This window comes from Myxococcus xanthus, assembly GCF_013116825.1.
GTDB classification, from domain to species: domain Bacteria; phylum Myxococcota; class Myxococcia; order Myxococcales; family Myxococcaceae; genus Myxococcus; species Myxococcus xanthus_B.
Map to the genome: position 1 here is coordinate 39,919 of NZ_JABFNS010000005.1, position 20,525 is coordinate 60,443.

The 20,525-nt window shown below is 62.6% G+C and carries 4 protein-coding genes; all 4 read right to left on the reverse strand.

Going from position 1 to position 20,525, the window contains the following annotated elements; genetic code table 11:
- Positions 1-371: 371 nt before the first annotated feature.
- The 4 genes from HNV26_RS02565 to HNV26_RS02580 all read right to left on the reverse strand — a co-directional run bounded on the left by HNV26_RS02565 (position 372) and on the right by HNV26_RS02580 (position 20,343).
- Entirely contained in the window at positions 372-983 is a 612-nt protein-coding gene (locus HNV26_RS02565; protein ID WP_171439498.1) for an immunity protein Imm33 domain-containing protein, read from the reverse strand.
- Entirely contained in the window at positions 980-14,806 is a 13,827-nt protein-coding gene (locus tag HNV26_RS02570) for an RHS repeat-associated core domain-containing protein (protein WP_171439499.1), read from the reverse strand. The genes HNV26_RS02565 and HNV26_RS02570 overlap by 4 nt, the downstream gene beginning before the upstream one ends.
- A 223-nt stretch (positions 14,807-15,029) precedes the next feature.
- Positions 15,030-18,752 (reverse strand): RHS repeat-associated core domain-containing protein, encoded by a 3,723-nt coding sequence (locus HNV26_RS02575; RefSeq protein WP_171452761.1) that lies wholly within the window; start codon positions 18,750-18,752, stop codon positions 15,030-15,032.
- A gap of 862 nt (positions 18,753-19,614) precedes the next feature.
- Complete coding sequence (locus HNV26_RS02580; RefSeq protein ID WP_171439501.1) at positions 19,615-20,343, reverse strand: peptidylprolyl isomerase; 729 nt, start codon at positions 20,341-20,343, stop codon at positions 19,615-19,617.
- Between the last annotated feature and the right edge of the window lie 182 nt (positions 20,344-20,525).

Sequence of the window (20,525 nt, forward strand, 5' to 3'; positions counted from 1 at the left end):
GGCCCTGGACGGAGGGCCGAGGGACTGGTGCGCTGGCTTATTGGCGAGCAGCACCGTCGGCGATTTTCGTCCAGGAGAGGCGCCAATTCGCATGCTCATCGCGCACGCAGGGGCATGTTTTCACCCGCTCCAACTCTAAACGTGCGCATTGAGGGCGAAGCGGAGGCGTTGCTCCGGGCGTGGGCGATGTAGAAGGAGACTCTTCCATCCGCGAGGCTCTTGCGAAACGTAACCGACCGACGACCGATGTGGCCCCATCGGTTCTTGCCGGCATGCGACGCACGAGTCCGGATAAGTGGAACCAGGGACGCCTGTTGCGAGTCGTCACCTCACCCCTTGAATCACATTCAACAAAGATGCGCGCACCAAGCTCATTCCGCGATCCATCGTTCGTTTTCATTTGAATCTAACACTGAAAGAACAGCTTCACCATCCCAGACCACTAGAAAGCCGCTTGGCAAAGCCATGGCTCCCACTATCGACGGCCTAATGTGAAGCAATTGCCAAATGCGATAAGATTTCAATATCCGGTCGCGCTCGACCTCTGACGCAAAACCAACAAACCATCCAGAGTCACCAGGGGGGACATCAGTGGCCCTCTCCATATAAACATGAGCCTCAGACAGACAGTCCTCCTCAACAATTACCTTGTCTTGAAGATTGACCTGCTCCGGAGCAGTGCCGACTTTCTTCGCAAACGAAATCTGCCTAAGCAAAAGAAGTAGAAGTGGAGATAAATCATCACCAGGGCCGAAAACAGCCGCGCCATCAATAACTGGACGACTCACGACAAGGTCTTCCCCTGCCGACCTCAGTGAGAACGGAATGCCACCAAAATTAAACACATCTGCATCTTTAAAGGCGCTGCCCTGGAGAGCCATCCTCTCAAGGACATTCAACATTCCTTTCGCCTGTCGTTCGAAGCGCTCATCGCAAAACACAGCAAAGCGCCTCCCTTGGACTTCGCGAATATACTTACTCATTTCTTGGCCCCATCATCCGTTGTTTTCTTGGCATCAATATACTCCTTGATTTTTGCCTTTACGGCAGCTTTGCCAGTCTCCTCAAGCTCGATCATCTTCTTTTTTGCGTCTGCAGGCACCGGTCCAAGAACCGAGTGTCCCGGCCATTCCTTGAAGGTCAAATCTTGCTTGGATGCATTAGTGGACTTTCCGAGTCCATGGAAGTTCTCAGGAAGATTTACAACGCTGAGCATTTCTGCATCCGTCAGGTCCCCAAACCCCTCCTCCTCGACAATCTGGTTGAGCGGATAAAGATGGTCGGCCTCATATTTTTCGACTTCGTACCCATAAACCGGATCGAGTTTGGGCCCATCTCCACTATTCACTAACTTCCGAATAGCCTTTGATGGAGATTTCTTTCGAAGCGACTTGTATATTGCTCGATCGACTTTAGCGCCACTAGCCCCATCGTCGTCGCCCGCCATCGACAAGGGGGTGACATCCTGGATTCCCGGATCTTCATACAGCGCTGAATCACCAGCAGGATCGGCAAAAGGCACAACGACTGCTGCGGGGCCATCTGCAAACGGGACACTTTGCGGCGTGGCACTTGGGGCAATTCTTGGACTTCCATCCGGTGCTCCTGGGGCTTCCACTCGGGTGCATCCGCCATCAAGCGTGCACACAATCCGCGCATTGGGCCATTCCTGGTTGCTTCCCGAGTCGCTCGGCATTGTCAGGAAGAACAATGCAACTCCAAGGACCCGAGAGACAATGAGAGGTCCTAGGCTGGGGCCAACTGAAGGCTTTCCACCCACCAAGGTGGGCCTCGGTGGCGCCCTTGTTGCGGTTGTCGGGGGAGAGTGGGGCGTCGGATCTGATGGAGGCCGAATCATTGACGGCGGGATTGGCTGCCTTCCTCCTGGACCTGATAGCCCAGCGGCTTGGCGCCCATCCGGATCTGTATATTTGAGTGGATTTCCATTGGCATACAACCATGGCTGCATGCCGACGGGATTGCTTATGTATGCAAGTGCTTCAACGGGATCTTCCGAAAGAAAACGCCCTGTTGAAGTTTCAAGCCACCTTTGCTGAGAGTATGTAAATCCAGAGTCTGGATCAAATGAGTGCCCCGCGAACCCAAGCTCCTCACTTCCAAAGGCGGGTGGCGCTCCTTCGCCTCGATGATTTCCCCAGGCGTCGAATTTTCGCGGAGATATCGTTCCAGCGATATCTAGCCAGCCAACAGCACTACCCAAACCATCTTGCAAGATTCGCTGTTCGCCTACGGCTACGACAACACCTGCTATGCGCTGATAGAGTTTTGTGTCTCCGCCCAGCGTTTCCTCCTCAATCAACTCCCCTCGGCCCCATATGTATTTTTTTGTCGCTATTCCAGCAGTCTTGGTTCGACGAAGGCCGGCATGGTCATACTGAAAAGTGCTCCGGCGAAGTTCCTCGTCGAGAGCAATGATCTCTACCAGTCGACCAGCAGCATCAAAATGCATCGTCTGAACAGATGACCCATGCTGCTTGCGCACAAGCCGTCCTGTTGCGTCCGTTTTGTATTTGACGATGGATTGGTCGGCCTCGGCCTGCCCCTGCATTGTGTCGGCACTTCTTGCCTTAATCTCGTTCAATCCACCCAGCGAGTCATAGTGGTAGTCCCAATGGCGCAGGGGCAGTTCGATATCGTCAAACCCATTTGGGCCAAGAGTCCCCGTATATCCACTGGCGTGCTTTTCCTGCCAGCGTGATCCGTCAGGGTGGAGTCGATAGAGCGTCGACACGTTGTCGGGGTATCGAACTCCGGTCAGCCGATCTGCCTTGTCGTAGCCATACTCTGTCGTCTCGTCTTCACCGGCACCCTCCCTGCGAACAACCTCCGTGGTGCGGTTGTCTCGATTGTCGTACGTGTAGCTATACCTGAGGCGAGGAGAGTTGCTCAGGCTGTTGCAATTCTCCTGTTCCTCGCCGTGCGTTACCGATGACAGTCGGTCTCGTGCGTCGTAGCAATATGAGTGGCGAAGTGTTGAGTTTCCAAGCATTGCCACTTGGCGGCCGCCTGGCTCCCATTCGACAGACAATGCGCTGCCGTCGTCAAGCGTAACAGTCGTTGGGCGCTGGAGTTCGTCAACATCATATTTCACAACCCCAGCTGGGGAGTGGATGCTCTTTATGGTTCCGCTGTCGTGGTATGTGTAGTTGATCGACGTCGAACCGCGAGTTGATACTGCCAAGCGATCACGCGCATCGTAGTCCGACCGAGAGGTTATCGCGTCACTCCCTCGATGCTCAACTGCTCGACGCAGCCTGTCTGCTCCGTCGTAGGTATAGTCAACGCTTTCTAGATCTTTGACAACGCGTAGATTCCCCGCTGCGTCTATCTGTGCGTCGCCAGCCTTAAATGCCTCATGGACGATACGGCCGCGCCCATCATAAGCGCGCTCCACTCTTTCATTTAGAGCATTGACCGTTTCAGAGACGCCGTCCTTCCAGTTCGTCGTCCAAGTAGACGCTCCTCGCCGTCGGGACCGCTCCCGCCCTAGTGAGTCATAATTGAACTCTGATGCAACAGTTGCTGCGCCAGTTGGAGGGGCCACGCTATGCAGTCGGCCCAGCGCATCGTAAGAATATCTGAAGGTGCCAAGGTCGGAATTGAATACCTGCAGCAACTCTCCCTTTGGTCCGTATTGGTAGTTCCAAATGCTTCGGTCCGTGTTGGATGTGGCTGCATGCCAGACTTCCGTTGGGTTCCCGGCGCCATCATAGGCTGCATAGTGAGTATTTCTGGTGTCCGATCCGCGGCCATAGGACTCCGAATCAAGAAGCCCTCGTGCGTTGTATGTCAATGTGCGGATGCGCTGATCTGGCGTAAGCACAGCCTGAAGTAGGCCGTCTGCGTAGTAGCCAAAAGTCGTCTGCTCTGCTCCGAAGCGCGTCTCTTTGACTCTGCCACTTGTGTCGTATCGCCATGATGTCAATGCCTGGCTGGCATCAAAACCGTGCGGTAGTGCCCAGATTGGCTTGCCATCTGCATAGTAATCCCACTGATCCGTCCCGCCTCCCTGTGCACGCAGAACAGTGTTGCCAAGGCTATCAACCTGAATTGAAACGGTTCGAGTGCCTAACTCGTTCGAACCCCATTTCCACGACTCAGTCGCGGTAGACTCTCGTGCGCTCCAAAGAGTGTTCGTTTCATATCGATACCCGCGCCCAAGTGACGCCCAGGTTTCTACTTCGTTGCGCGTGCGCCCGCGATCATCAAGCCCATTGGCGGAATCACGTTCTATTAATTGCCGAGATTCGCCTTCGGTGGACTCTCTCCGCTTAACCCAGAACCCGTCATAGCGAGTTCGAACCGTGCGAGCTGCTCCCCATTGCTCCCAAACCTCCTCCTCTGTCAGTCCGCGAGCATTCAGCGTCCGCGAAATGACTGTGGAGTGCGGGCCCAGTTCCTTCTCTACCCCGTTCCCAAGGTACTCGTATCGCCACTCGGACTGAGCGCCATCCGGCCCTCCTTCATGCAGGGCTTGTGTGCGATATTCAATCCGCCCCAAGCTATCGTAGTGCATTGTCGAGAGTTCATTCTCTCGTGGACCAATTTTTCTACGAATGCGCCCCTGTTCATCAGGGTAGTATTCTGTTGTTCCTGTGGAGGGGGTGCTGACTTTTAATAAATTTCCGGACGAATCGTATTCCCATTTTGTTTTTCGGCTATGGGCCGAAGGGTCAGTGTACTCAACGCGTCGACCGAGCGTGTCATAGGTCCACGAGTGAAGGGCAAGTTGCCCGTCAACGGTCTCCTGCATTGTTCGAGCACGTCCGAGCGTGTCGACAGTGAATGTCCTGACCTCCTGTCGGTCTGCCCCCTCGTCTGTGCCGTTCAGATTCCTGGTCACGACAAGCGTCGTCGTTCCTGAGGACGAGTCGCTGTAGGCGCGCGTCTCTATTAGGGTTCTTGTTCCATGAACGGATTGAACCGTACGCTCGTGACGCGTCAGTCGCCCCATGGCGTCGGCATACACATAAATGTCTCGGAGACCCGTCTCGCGGTCTTCCCGGAGCGTTACCCTCCCCACCGCATCGTACTCAGTTCTTGAATTGATGCCGCCATGGCTATCTACGCGGCTGGCAACACTTCGTTCGCGACCAAGCGCGTCCACTGTCGACTCAAGAATATGAGGCCTTGGAGTAGACCCGTCCTTGAGCGAGCCAAACGTCCGCTCAACAACCGCGCCAGATGCGTTCAGAACAACCGTTTCGACATCGGAAAATGAGCAATGTCCTGGACAGCCGGGATCGTTGATTTTTGATTCATATTCCCAACGGACTGCGCGCCCCAGTGCGTCATAGCCAATACGCGTTCGCAGTCCATTGCTATCGGTTTCTTCAATAATCTTGCCGTCTTCATCGAGCGCGTAGGTATAAAGAGAGATTTTTTCAACCCTCTCTCCGGTCAACCGTCCTGCCGAGTCATAGACGAGTTCATGGAGCTTCCCGCGTTCATCCCGGAACGAGCGCAACTGTGTCCCCAAGTAGCCCGTGTAGGATACCGTCGCTGGCTGGTTGTCCCGCCCGTAGTGAACGGTTTCTTCTCGCTTGAGCCCCTCCTGCGTCACTGTCTTCCGAATCTGGGTTCGGCCCCAATGTCCAAGGGGAAGCGATTCCGTGACGGTCAGTTCATCATCACCAAGCTCGTATGAGTAGCTCCACTCCTGAGGGGGGTGGCCCGCAACAGTTCGTGTGAGCACTCGTCCGACTGCGTCATAGGTCAATTCCACCTGTGCCCCGGTGGTCTCGTTGAACTCTGAAACCCGGTTCCCCAGATCGTCGTAGGTGTAGGCGACACTATAGCGGAGCAATCCCCCAGTGGGCGTCCCGGTTCCGTGAGCAGGGTGCGTTACTGTCACGAGAGTGGGCAGGCCCAGCGGCTGGGTCTCGTGCCCCGAATGGGTCACCGTGTTATCCGCAGGGTCCGTTCCTTCGACGATCACGCCGTCCGGATCAGGGAACTGGGACGCGGTGTATGCAATCCCAAAGGACGTATCACTGATGGTGACCCCCATTGAATCACCTGCGTTCGACAGAGGCGTGGTGACGGCAGCTTGTTGAGTGCCAGCCTTGAGTACAGACATGCTCGCTACGCGTCCAGTCACCTCATGCCGGGATTGGACGGACCAAAGTTCGGTGGAGTTGCCTATGCCTGGCACTGGGATGCTGTTCGGAGGCGATTGTTCGAGCAGCCTGCGATCGAGCTGCATCCGGCTGTTGTGTTCGTTCCGGATGCTCCGCCCCAAGGGTGACACCGAGACTTCCATCTGCACAGGGCCGCCACGAGCATCGCTGCCCCACGCCATCGTGCTGGGCCCCAGCTCCGGGGCGCGCACTGTGTTCGTGTTTCCGTAGGCATTGAGCTGAAGTGTGACTTCGACGCCATCCGGGCGGTGGATCTTCCTCGTCCCGGAATCAGGCGCCACGATGCGCCAGCCCGGGCTGGGCATCCCCGTCCCGTGGACAGACGTCACTACTTCGCGAACATCCACATGCGCATAGGTGCCTTGCGCTGCCGTGCGGCCGTACGTAGCTTTCCACTGGATCTTGCGTTCGCCCCCCAATGGGGGGCTCAGAAGGTACTTCGCCGTCTCCAGCTCATTTGAAGCGAGCCACTGCTTGTGCCCGGACACGCTGGCAGGAAGTGGGAGGTACGTGTACTCCCACGACTGCGTTGCACTTGAACTCGTCCCTGGCGTTGCGCTGGGGAGCGGAATGGAAGTCCTTGTGACGCGAGCCAGGTTTCCGCGTGTGTCATGCCCGAAATCCAGGCTGTGCAAGACGTCTTCGCCAGAGACAAGGATTAGTTCCACCGATTTCAGTAGCTTGAACCCTTGGTTTCGCGACAGGTTCCGCAACCGATAGGCGATGGCGGGATTCGCAACATCAATCGTTTCGTAGTCAAACTTAAGGCGAAGCTTGCCGGGCGACCGCTCCACGGTATCCAGGAGCGTGTCCTCAGCGCGATAGGTCAGCTTCGTCCACCCCTCGTCGCCCTCTCGACCTCGACCATCATGGAACCTGTCGAGCAGCCAGCGCCGCCGCGTCTTTGTCGAAGACCCACGAGCCAACGTTCCAAACTCGTAGACGACCCCTTCCGGGGTCTTCACCTCCACCACGTTCAGGCCATCACGCTTCACAAGCTTTACGTCCAGACCATGTGAACGATCGGTGGCGCAATCCGTCGCCGTGGACGCCTCTTCGTCGATGGCGCCGCACAACGGAACGTCATACGCCTGTCCGGCGAGTACGACAGTGTAACGCCCGGCCTTCTCCTCTTGGACATAGCCCTCGTAGTTGTGCGTCCACCCCACTCCTGTGGGCCCCACTCGACTGCTCTGGTTGTTGTAGGTGCGCGCGAAGCGGACCATCTCGGCCATCTGCGGAACGGCGAAGTCCTCGTGCTCGAAAGCCAGGTGCCCGTCGGCCACGTTGATGCCCTGAATGGTCGCTTGCCCCGGAGCTCGGGCATTGGCCCCCTCGAAACTGCCGCGAGGCCGCCCCAGCCTCTGGACGAGCCGGCGAGGCTCGGGAAGCTCAATCTCCTGGATCAGGTAGAATCGTGTCCCGGGATCGAGTGCGCCTGGCATGGCGACCAGATGCGCGGGGATTGGGAGATGGAAGAATCGGGCCGCGTTGAGCCCCATCTCGTCAAGCTGTTCGAGCTTCTGCTGCGCTGTCCCCGTTTCGCCTTGAACCTGGTAGGCGCCGTTACCAAGCATCTCTATGTCTGCTTGCTTGAGCAGGCTGTCCGCGGCGCACGTCTCGGACGTGCAGACTTTCACACGCCCCCGGTGGATGACGCCCGGGTCGAGCGCGAACCGGGCAACGGCGGGAGTCGAAACAGGCCGGTCGAGGACAGCGTGACCTTGGTCATCGACTTCGACGGAGCGTTGCGCCGTGAAGGAGCTACCTGCCTTCAACAGGTCAACGCGAGGAGACACCCCCATCAGGTTGAACCGATAGAGGACGTTCTCGGCGTTTCCGCTGAGGTACAGCTCCATGTACAGGATGTCATTCGCAGCGAGGACGTCGTCGATGAACTCGTTGTCACACGAGCCCACCAACGCGCCGTCGTCGAAGCTGACATCACACTCCACGCCATATTGGTCGCTACCGAAACGCACCACGTAGTCGCCAGTCAACGTCCCGGCACGCCCGGGATCGTCGGGCTCCAAGAGGGCCGCGAGGAACCTGTAGGCAAGGTCGTCGAGAGCCGCCTCCGTGGACTCGCCGCTTCCCACGTCGCGTTGGCCGACGCTGTTCTGGGCCACGACTCGCGGATTGGTCAGATCGAGGACGCGGAATTCGTGCTCACGGTCGCGGTCGTAGCGAAGGACCCGGAAGCCATCTGGGTCCATGCTGGAATAGACGTTCTTCAGCCCGAGCGCTCGTGAGGGCATCCCAGGCAGGTCAACCTCCTCCGATTCCGTAAAGTCGGGTGGACTCGAATTGCGCTCACTCGGAGCAAGAACGCCATCGCCGTCGAGGTCTCGAGGAAACACCTGATGCCCAACGACGTGGAGGTAGAAATTGGCGCGCGGCAGACTGCCCACGGTCATCTGCTGACCGTCAGCTCCCATGATTCGCATCGCGGCCTGGAGCGCGCCAGAGCCTCGGCCCGGCACCACCGCGAACTGCGTCACCTCGGGCTGCTCCATAGCGGAGTCCGTGACGCGCACCACCCGCCCCGCCAGCGGCGGAACGCCAGCAGGCACGTCCTGGAGATCCTGGCTGCGGAGGCACGCGGCCTGCTTGGTCGCGGAGGCCGCCGCGCCTGGCCCGTACTCCGAGCACGTTTCGAGCAGCACGCCCGAGATACCGACATCCCGCAGGACGTTCGGCGTGCAATTCGGATTGGCACCACCATCCGGTCCGCTGCCCGCCCCGCATTGGGACACGCCGCCGTCCACTCGGTCCGGGGGTAGCCCCGCGTCGATGGGCGACGTCCGCACACCGCCGTCTTCACTACGCCACTCGACCGGAGCCATCGTCCGAACACGCCAGTGGGTGTCCAGGTGCACGTAGTTGTCACGCGTCGTGGCGGCGCCGCCATGACGGACGAGCGTCGGCGGCAGGTCCTGCTGAATGCCCCCGGCCTCGGCACTGCGCCAGATGCGCACGTCGATTTCCGGCGGGAAGAGGAAGACAGGGGCCTCGATGCCAAGCTGCGCGACCGAGCAACGGGAGAGTTTGACCGTCTGGCCGAACTCCACGACCGTCAGCGGCCCTAGTTCCTCGTCCTCGGCGCAGCGTCCTTCCTCATCCAACTGTTTCTTCGAGAGCGGAGGAATGGGCAACCGTGTCATGCCAGTGTGCCCTGTCGCATGGTTGACCGCGACAACAACCAGAGGCTCTCCTGCCTTCAGGCGGAGAAAGTTGGTGTGATTGTCCCGGCACTCCGTCTCATAGAACGCGCGGTCCGCCTCATTCAGCTGGCGCGGCGCGGGGGCGCTCGGGTCCTGGATGAGCGCCGGATTGAGTTCCCGGCAGCGTTCGCGGATGACCCGCTTGAAGGGCGTCGTGGGGCCCATGCGAACGCGCGAATAGCGGCCCTGGGGATTCATCTGGCCCTGCGACGCGGGCGAGCACTCCGTATCCGGCACGCCTACCGTGAATTGGGCAACGGGGCGTGTCAGATCGTCTTCACGAAAGAAGTGCACTTCCGTTTTGGGGATGTCTGCGTTGGCAATGGAGACGTAGGCCCCGGCATCCAGGCTGTATTCGCTGGACGCATTGGCCTGGCAGTCGTGACGGAGCGGTTGACCTTCACGGTCAACGAAGTGCAACGCCCCATGAATCAAGCGGGCATCCACCAAGATGTCCGCGCGGGTCTGGCGGCCCGCGGAGGCCTCGAACGTTGCAGAGCACGTCGGGTAACTCGCTGTGACGATGGATTGGACAACCGGAGCACCTGTCGCCGTGTCCCGCCCGAGCAACGGACGGGAACCCAGCGGGACGTCCGCGCAGGCGATGCCCATCCCGTCCCCAGAAGCAACGGACACGGGGATGCCATACTCGCCTGTCGGCCCAGTCTCGCCGCTCATCACCGGGCCGGGCCCGGTGACGGTGACTTTCATCCCCGGGAAGCGAACAACAGAGTGCATCTCCGCTGCGCCCGCGGTGATTTCCTCATCCAACGTGAACACCAGCCGGTGCAAGCCAGCACCTGAGCCAGCATCCGCTTCGGTGCCAGCGTCGACAGAGGTTCCACCATCCGTTCCTGCCGGAACGGTTTGAACCCGAAGGGCATAGGTGTGGCGCTCGCTTCCCATGCGCCCGACCAGCGAGACGAAGGTGGTGCCTTGGGACAACTCGATGTTGCCTGTCAGCGAGACTTCCGTCTGCGTGTCATGATTGCTGCTCGTCGCCCATGCCTCGCCAGCGGGCGGGGCGATCTCGGCACCACCCTCCTTCTTCGCGAACAGGAATGCGTCGATCCGGCCGGCTGAAACGCCCGCTGAAACGCGTGTTACCTGCATCGACACTGGGAGGCGGTAAGGCAACGTCACCTGTCGGGGAACGGCGATGAACGTGCGTGTGGCCTCCGACAGGCCCACGTGGATTTGCCGGTCCTCAGGAGCACGGAGCGCTCCAACGATCGCCGCGGGGACCTGGTTCTGAATCGACGAGTCGAGAGGCGCATATACCTGAGGCCCCAAAAGAAACTGCGCGTGGGCCTCCCCCAGGAACGCGTCGAGCGCCTGCTTCCAGAGCGGTCCCATGGGGCGTGAAGGCAGCCTTCCCGGAAACAGGCTGCCCTGAACGCCACCGTCATCCGAAGACGTCCCCTGCCCGCCCATGCTCGCGAGAGCTTGTGCGACGATCTCGTCCTGCTCGTCGGTGAGCATCATGTAGCCGATGACTTCCACCGATCGGACATCCAGCGGGGTTTCGGTCCGGACGAACCTGCCATCTCCGGACACTCGCGCCAGGCCCATGCGCGCCAGCGTGTGGTTGCGCGGCTCATGCGCCAGCACGACGGCATAGTGCCCGGCGCCCTTGGCCGTGACGTTCGGGAACTGGAGCAACAACGGCTTCTGGACCCGGAGCCCCGCCGGACCGATCTGCCAGACGGCCGTGGGCGTCGAGTAGCTCTCCAGCTTGATGGGCAGGGACACCGTCTCGAGCCGGGTCGCGGTCAAGGCCCCCTGCGTCTGCCCATCCTCGAACAGCAGGGTCTCTACCGCGCCGCTGGGGAATCCATCCAGGACCAATCCCTCGTGGCGCGATGAGAAGTCCGCATGCAGTGCCGCGGTCGTATCCACCCGAACCGCGCTGTCAGTATCCACGGCGGTCAGCACGATGGGCGAATCGATCGTCTCCTCTTCGGCCGGGATTGTCAGCAGCCGCCGCACCGTCGGGAGCGGCCGTCCTTCAGGCGTCATTCCGCCTTCGTAACGAACCACCTGCGGACCCGACAGTTCGGTGCTGAGGGCCCAGTTTCCGTCGGTGCCCGTCCGAACAGCCTCTCCCGAAGTCTCCAGGACCACGCGGGCCCCGGGGAGCGGCTGGAAGCTGTCGTCCATGACGAAGCCACGGAGTCGCGTCAGCGGACGGCGCACCGTCAACGCACTGCGGAACTCACCTGACTGACCAGGCCCGACCGCGGCCGCCACACCAGCCACACGCACTTCAAGCAGTTCGCTTTCGGGCAACGGAGAACGCGCGATGAACGTCGCCGTCTGCCCGCCCGGGGCGAGCGAGTGGCCACCCGGGATCGGCTCGCCGCGATGCAGCACGCGGAAGCCCTCGCGAACCGACTCGAGCGTCGCCGTCTTGTTGAACGACACGCTGATGAGCGAGTCCGTCTTCACGTTGATCGCGCCGCGTTCCGGCTGGACGCCCGTCACGACCAACGGCTCTGTGGCCGGGTCCCGGTAGAACACCGTGACACTGTTCGTCCCGGTGAACCCACGCGCATCCGTGGCGGTCACCGTGAGCGTATTCTCACCTAGCGCGAGGGGAAGCTCCGCCGTATAGATGCCGGGAGACTCCTCAGTGGCCAGGCCCGTGCCGATACGGACCTCGCTCAGCGCCGCGAACGCGACTACGCGAGCACGAACGCGCACGGTCGCGGACGCAGCTTCGCTTCCGCTGGCGGGTTCGAGCACGGTGATGAGCGGAGGCGCGTTCTCCACGTTCAGCACGAGTTCTCGCCGCTCCTGGTTTCCGGCGCGGTCGCTCGCCACCACGGACACCACCGTCTGTCCCCTGGACAGCGGCACGGACGCACTGAAGCTGCCGCCCACCACCGAGACGGGCACATCCTGGACCATGACCCCCGCCAGGTGCGTGTCTCCCACGGTGCCCTGAATCAAGTAGGGCGATTCGCTCACCGTGATGGGGCTCGCGGCCGGCCGCGTCACCACCAGGGAAGGCACCGTCCGATCCACCGTCACCGTCCGCGAGGTGCTCGCGCTCCGGCCCTCCGCGTCTGTCACCACCAGGTTCAGCGTGTGCTCACCCTCCGGCAGCGAAAGTGACTGGCTGAAGTTGCGCACCATCATCGTCGCGCTGACGCCGTTGATCTTGACGTCGAGGGGCAGCGTCCCGCCCTCCACCTGCCCGATGACAGCCAGACTCGAGCCGCCCAGCACCGCATCCGGCGCGGGCGCATCCACCCGCAGAACCGGCGCCGCCGAGCCTGTGCCCGCATCGCTTCCGGATGTCCCGGAGTCGACCTGGGGCTCCCCGCCCGCATCCGGACGACTCCCGGCATCCGGATCCGTCCCCGCGTCCACGAGTCCACCATCGGGTTGTGTGACCACTCGCGTCACATCGATGGTCTGTTCCGCCTGGAGCCCGTAGCCGTCCATGGCCACGACACGAAGCGTCTGGTGGCCGGGGGAAAGCTGCACGGTCCGAACGAAAGCGCCGTTGTCCGAGATGGCCGCCAACGAGCCAGACACCAGCACTGTGACCGAGTCCTCGGAGTCCGCCGCGGATGCGGTACCGCGCACGGTCAGCGTCCGCTCTTCCGTCTGCACGGGACTGGGCAACGGCTCCGTGACGATGAGGGTCGGAGGCACACTGTTCGCGCGCACGTGGAGTGTCCGCGAGTCCGAGAGGTTGATCGCGTCCGTGACCACCAGGTTCAGCGTGTTGTTACCCTGCGTGAGGGAGTGGTCGACCTCGAACGAACCGTCCGGAGCGACCTGGACCGGCGCCCCGTTCAGCGTGAGCACCACTGGCGTCGTATCCGTCGCGGTGCCTCGCACCTTCACGGACGTGCCTCCGATGCGAGCCCCTTCGGAGGGGCTGGTCACCACCAGTCGCGGCGGCGTCGAATCCCGCAGCACCGTCACCGTGGAGGAACTCGCATTGCCTGCCGCGTCCATCGCCGTGACAACGAGTCGGTTGGCCCCTTCCGCCAGCGCGACCGTCCGCCGCCACAGGCCATCACCGCCGCGAACCAGTCCCTGCCCACCCACGCTCACGCTGGCGACGACGTTGAGCTCCGTCACGGCGGCGACCAGCTCCACCTGGGCCTCCTGCGTGACGTGTCCCGAAACGGGCGACTGCACGACCAGCTCGGGCGGAACGGAGTCGATGGTGAAGTTCCGGTGCACCTCTTCGGAGTTGCCCGCGCGATCCACCGCGGTCACCGTCAGCACGTGCGGACCGTCGCCGGTAACTGTCCCACCGCTTTCAAAGGGCACGCCGTCCAGCGTGGCTGTCACCGTATCGAGGTGCGCATCCTCCACCGTGAAGGTCAGCACCACGGGGCCTCGGACGTACTGGCCTTCCGTGACTCCCGAAACCGTGATGACAGGCTTCTGATTGTCGAGCACCACGGCGCGGCACGAGCGCCGCACATTGCCGCACGCATCCCGGGCCGTCGTGACCAGGGCATTCTGCCCAGGCGTCAGGGGGACGGAAGCCGTCCACGTTCCACTCGTCAACGTCGCGGGAACACCATTCACCTCCACGCGCGTGACATCGTGCGCGGCGGAACCACTCACGTCCCACGGAGTGGCGGTCGCCAGGGTCCCAGCCTCCGGGGACGTCACCTCGAACTGTGGCGCGAGCGTATCGACATCCACCACTCGGACCCGAACCGATGGTCCCGGAGCTCCGGAGAGCTCGACCTTCAGCGTGTTCGCCGCCTGCAGGGGCACTTCCAGGACCCGCGGCTGTACAGGGCCCGTCTGGGGCGTGAGGCGCATGACGACGCGCTCGTTCAACACCACCTGCCCCATGAGGCCGCCGCTCGCTGGAGCCTCCACCACCAGGACGCCTTGCGCCCCCGCCCCGGCCGAATGGAAGCTGCGCGTCACGCGCGCGGGCGCGCCGCGCCCGCGTCCGACAGTTACATCGAGCAACGTGCATGCGAGCTGGTCGATGGGCGCCACGGAGGCCCGGGCCGTGCTGCCCCCCGTGGTTCTCACCTCCAGTGCATTGCTCGCGCTCAGCCACACGGGAACGGCCTTCAGCGCGATGCCGCTGCTGGCGGTGGCGACACGTTGTCCGTCGAGGAAGACCTCGGCGGTCCCTGCGGCGCCCTGCCCCAGCCCGTCACCGTGCTGGAGGGCCAGCAGGCCCCACTCACCGGCGTTCGCGGTGAACGACGCAGTCGCTGGGGCTCCGGTGGACTCAACGGGCGCCGCCAGCCACGCGGGTGCGTGGTCTACGGGCACCACGTCCGCGCAGACGTCCGCCTGCGCCGTGTCGGCGCTTTCAATCGCTGCGCTCACGGCCTTTGTGGCAGCCGCCTCGGTGGGACGGGCCTCCTGCGTGCACGCCGCAACCCAGAGCCCCAGCGCCAGCACCTGCAGCAACCGACTCATCCGACGCCCCCTCTTCGTACTGCCATAACGAAATCGCACACCGCGAGGTGACACGCGACCCACGGCCCCCAACGCCGTATCGCACCCGCCGTCTCTGCTCGAAGGGGGCGTACCGCCCACCGCTTGCAGGCACCCGGCCTGGGGACGCGCATCCCGCGCCCCGATGGAGGTACTTCGCTGCATGTGTGAACCGAGACTCATCGTGGCACCCTCGCCCATTCCCCTACCGTGTCGTCCCAAGCGTCTTCCCACCCGCGCCATCACGCGCCAGGGCTGGGAGCAACTCCACGTCATGTGCTGGCTGCGCCCCCAGCGTTGCCCCAGGTACCGGCTGGCTGCTCCTCGGCGTTGCCTTGGGGAATCCCACCTGCCGCTCGAGCTCCGTGGAGAGGCTCCGCAGCGGGTTGTTCTGGGCGAAGAGATAGGGCCCGACGCTTTGGCCCTGGAGCGCGTTCCAGACGATGAACTCCGGGTCCAGAACCCGGGGATCGGGCTCGAAGTAGCGCCCCACGTTCGGGTCGTAGGATCGGAGCCCATCGTCGAACAGGTCGGTCTCGGTGTCGTAGTACTGCCCCACCCTTCGAAGTGCCGTCCAGAACGGCGAGGCACCACTCTCGAAGCGACGGTATTCATACGCGGGCATGGCGACTCCGCGCTTTCTCGCGCCGCCAGGACAGGTACAGGTCGGCGGGACACCCGCGTCCGCGCCACAGGTGGCCGCATCACAGGTCGTGTTGGAGACGAACTGGACGGCCACTTCACCGTTCGTGGCCTCGACCCAGTCACTCCAGACCATGCCCCGGTTGACGCCACTGTAGGGCCCCGCGAGCTGAACCCCCGTGCTTCCGTCCTTGAGAAAGACGTAGTCGTGCGTCGGCTCGGTGTCGATGAGGCTGAACAGAACGCGCTGCTGAAGCTTCAGCGAGGCACTCCGGGCCGGTTGCTGAAACCGGGTCAACTCCTGGTCGAGTCCGTCCGCATAGGGATTCGCCGACATCGCGTAGTGACCCACCCGATTGACATGTCCCAGCGGACCGTACTCCCCCGTTCCCGTGACACGCCCATCCGCATCCAGCACGACCACGGGCCTTCCCGCATGGTCCGTGACGATGAAGTAGAGGCCGCAAGCGGCAGGGTCGGCATTGCGTGAGCACTCTGGAGACGCATCCGAAAGGCGCGTCCATTGCGGCGTGAACTTGCCGCGCACCACGGCGACAGGCCGCCCCCCGAGCCACACATAGTCATCTTCAATGAAGTAATTGACCGGTGCGAGGATGCGATCGTTGCCGCGATCCGACAACAACTGGCCCCGAACGTCGTAGAAGAATTCATCACGGACGCCGGTGGGATAGTCCTTGAGCCGCCGCCGGTCGAACGCGTCATGAAAATACACATAGTACGAAGCCGTCCAGGCCACGCTCATGGACCGCATGTGCGAATCCCGGACCCCGTTCGCTGGATACAGATTCAGATGATTGTATCCATCGCCCTGCGTGAACCGACTCGTACTCTTGCGGTCCACGGCCCCGTTTGCGTGGTAGCTAAAGTTCTCGGCGAACGCAGGCCCGGGCCCCGAGTTTACAAGGAGCAGATGATCCGGGGCCTGGCCTTCATGATAGATGGTCGTCCCGAGGTGGCCCGCTTCCGTGGTGGAAGCACGATTGCCGCGTCGGTCGTAGGCATATGCTAGTGAGGAATACGCCCCGCCCGACGCCGTGGTGTTTCCAGAGGGGCGCATGGCGCTTTTGAGGCGCAACGTCCTGTCGTAGGTGAACTCCTCCGTTTGCGCTGCCTCGGAGCTCAACAGGCACGTATCCATCCGGCGAACCAGGTCCGCATCCCAGGTGTAGGTCCTGCGGTACACGTCACCGGTACCCAGGCCAGGGCTCATCGACCCGGTCGAGACGCGCAACGAGCGGATGCGCCCGGTCAGGTCCGTCGAGGCCATTGACGGGGGCGTCTCCGCGCAGGCGGCCACGGATGACGCCGGGGCCACGGACGCATCATCCCCCAGCATGTACTCCACGGAGCGGAGCACGTCGGACCGGACATGGTGCTGCTGGTAGCCGCGCAGCCCACCGTACGGCTCCCATAGGACACCACTGATGATCCGCTGGGTGTGCCACTCAGTACCGTCGTGGCTTGTCACATCCACGGCCGAGATACGATCGGTTCCCGCGCCGCCCCCGTACACGTACGTCACCACCCGTCCATGCGGGTACGTGATGGACGCGAGGTTGCCGTTTAGCGTGTGGCTGTAGTGCGTGTCCGGGTTGAGGTCGAGCCCCTGCCCGCATCCGGTCGCGTTGGCCCGGACTCGCATCTCACGAAACACCCGTCCCAGGCGGTCATACTGATACCACGTGCGCCCAAAGGTGTCTTCACTGTAGCGAAGACGTCCCAGGCTATTGAGTTGCGTCGCACAGCCGGGCGGTGGTGTTCCTTCGTTGTCGTAACCCAGTTTGTAGTGCGTGAATGGCAAGGCTACGCCGGGATACTGGGCTTGGGTCATGACGAGCCGGGAGAGATGGTCGTACGTAAAGAGGAGTGGCCTCTCCGCGAGCGGAGCAATCTCCACGGCCTTGTTGCCGAACGCATCGTAGGCATAGCGCATGGGGCCCTTCAGGTGGGATGCCGTCGCCCCCACGAGGTTCCCGAAATCGTCATACGTGAAGGCGCTCGCGGGTTGCGTGCACGACTCGAAAGTGTCGCCGCCAAGGCACCCGGCCTTGAGTGACTGGATGTTGCCATGGGCGTCGTAGCGCAGCAGGGTCCGTTGCCCTTGTCCATCCGCGGGAAACTCGTCCAGGCGCTCAAGGCGGTTGGCGCGGTCGTAGGTCAGCGCGGCACACGCCGGCGATGCAGGATGCCCGTTGGGGGCCGCGGCACACCAGGCCGGGGGCGCATTGAAGGCATGGCCGACCCCGGTCAGGTTGTCCGCGCCATCAAAGGAGCGTGCACGGGTATAGCTGCCAGGACCGACGCCCCATTTTTCATGTGTCAGCCGGAGATGGGCGTCCGAGGCGAACGAACGGACACGTCGGGCGACACCTGGGGCCTCCAGGAACCGCTCTTCCTTGAGGGAGCCGTCCGGCCAGTACGTGAACGTGACCTTCTCCGACCACGAGGCACCGGCCATATCCGCCGCACGGGCCTTCCACTGGAGCAAGCCCGTGGAGGTTCCGCCACTGCACGCACCGGAAGGCGTCCCCGTTCGGTAGCAGAACACCTCGTAGTTGCCTTCGGGCTGCTGAACCCATGAAAGACGCCCGGCGTCGTACCCGTAGCGGGTCACCACGTCCACCTGCCCCGCCGTACGCACCGCCTGCGACGTCAGGTGGGGGCCATCCCAGGTCAACACGGTCGTCACGCCGCTGGCGTCAACGCGCTCCGTGATGTTCCCGGCAACATCGTAGGCATTGAACTGAGTGACGAGCGGCGTGCTGGCGGCGCCAGCGGGGAATCGCGATTCACGCATGAGCCGGTTCTTGCGGAAGCCGGTCGTCTCGGAGTCGGCCCAGTAGAAGTACTGCGTGAGCGGAGAGGCGCCGGCCGCGGGGCAATCCGTGGCGGCCTCGCTCTCCACCCAGCAAGGACCATGGACCTCGAGAACCCGGCCTAGCGGGTCCGGAGTCTCATCTCCCGTGCGCTGGACGAAGTAGAACGTCCCGATCCACCGCTTTCGCGAGGTCCAGGCCAGGGTGCTGCGGTCCATGTCCCAGGTCCACCCCGACTGAATGGTGGCCACCCGGCGGCCCGAAGCGTTGTATCGATGAAACGTCCGGGCCCGCTCACCGGCGCTACCCAAGAGACTCGCTTTCTCGATGGACGCCAGTTGCTGCTGCCCACCGGGCCCGTAGCTGTACGTGAAGAACTCCTCACTCAGGGCGCCGGTGCCCGTCATGTCCTGAGCACCGCGCAGGACCGTCGTCTTCTCCAGCGTCATGGCGGAGGCGCCGGTGCCTGCCCCAGGCGGCGCATGGACGTAGACCTCCCAGGCATCCCGCTTGTTCTTGGCGGCGCGCTCATAGGCCGGCGACGTCTCGGTCGCGCACGCCCATTCGTGGCGCACGCTTCCCGGGCTGCATGCGCCGGCCACGTCACATGAGTCCACCGTTTGGTAGACGCGGGGCACGCCCCCGGCCTCCGGGCCGGGCAGTGAGGTGTAGACCCGTGAAAACGACGCAGGCGACTCCTGCCCGTTTCCGCGGCCCGCCAAGGACTCCGTCACCGCCTGTGACCACGGTTCTGAGCCGCAGCAGTCACTGCCGGGCAGGCACAGGCTCTGGGCGATAGCGCTCGCGGGCAACAGGAGGAACACCATGCCCAGGAACGAAACGGAAGGACGTATGTACGGCTTCATCGAGGCTCCGCGACGGCGCCCGTCCAGCCCTCGGGCGGGACGCACACCTGCCCTCCGGCGGAAGGATGAATCTGGATGCAACCCCAGGTCTTCGGGCAGTCGTTCTCACTGCTGCATTGCTGGCTGCAGAAATAGTCCGTGTCGAGCCGCGGCCCCGCCCGCAGACAAAGTCGGGAGAGACACTCGGACTCGCCACCCGCGGCACAGCGCTCACCAAGCGCCTTGGTTCGCTGCTTGGCCGGCACGAACTGGTGGTCCGGCTGTACGATGGGAGCAGGCGTAGGCGCTTCCGTCTGCGATTCAGTGCTGGGAACGGGCTGCTCACTGCAGCCAGCCCCCCACGTCAAGACCAAGCCAAGACCCAAACGCAGCAGCGGCACTCGGACCGTCATGACGGGCTGCCAAAAGGGACCCCACACGCCATGGCGCGTTCGCGACGAGGTCATCACGTCTCCCCCTCTTTCGAAGCTCCGGACGATGGGACCCCTGCATCCGGAGCCCCCAGCGCGTCCGAGAAGCGTTTGACGGGGATCTTTACTTCCAAATCCTTCTTCAATCGGCTCTCCGCCTCACGCCGCGCATCAGCGCCCAAGCGGCCCTTGGCTTCTTCGAAGGACGGAACCACGCTCTCCACCGCCGCCAACGCCTGGACCACATGAATGCCGTAAGGCGTCTCGAACGGCCTGCTCAGCTCATCCTGCTTCAATGCCGCAGCGGCCTCGAAGAACATGGAATGCACCTGCCCCTCCCGGATGATGCCTAGCTCTCCGCCACGCGCCGCGGAGGCTTCGTCTTGACTTGTCTCGCGTGCCACGGCCTCGAAGGATTCCCCTCCGAGGATGCGGGCATAGAGCATGTTTGCTCTGTCTCGCGCGCCCCTGCGCTCAGCCTCCGTGGCATTGTCAGACCAGCGAATGATGATATGTCGCACGTGAACCTGCCGCCGCGCGAGCGTGCTCTTCACGTCGTCATAACGGCGACGCAGTGCCGCTTCGTCCGTGACATGCTTGAGCTCCTGTTGGAGCAGAGCCTGGGCCAGGACTTCGCGGCGGCTTGCGGCAAGCTGCGCGAGAATGTCAGGTCGCTTGTCGAGCCCTAAAGCGCTCGCCTGCTCTGCCAGGCGAGTGCGGTCAATCAAGGCCTCAAGATGCCCGTCCCGCGTGTCCGAGTTCACGGCGTGCTGAGCAGCATAAGCCTCAACGTCCGCTTGCCGCAGTTCCGCTCGCCCCACTTGCGCGACCACGTCATCGTCACGACAGCCCAATCCCGACCCAAGCGACAGAAATGAAACAGTCCAGAATGTGCGACACAGGAGGCGGCGGAGCACCGGTGTGCTCCGGACAGGAGAAGGGGAAC

Bases quoted from the DNA above. Each gene is read 5' to 3' on its own strand.
- HNV26_RS02565 (WP_171439498.1), bottom strand. From the start codon at position 983: ATGAGTAAGTATATTCGCGAAGTCCAAGGGAGGCGCTTTGCTGTGTTT.
- HNV26_RS02570 (WP_171439499.1), bottom strand. From the start codon at position 14,806: ATGAGTCGGTTGCTGCAGGTGCTGGCGCTGGGGCTCTGGGTTGCGGCG.
- HNV26_RS02575 (WP_171452761.1), bottom strand. From the start codon at position 18,752: ATGACGCTGGAGAAGACGACGGTCCTGCGCGGTGCTCAGGACATGACG.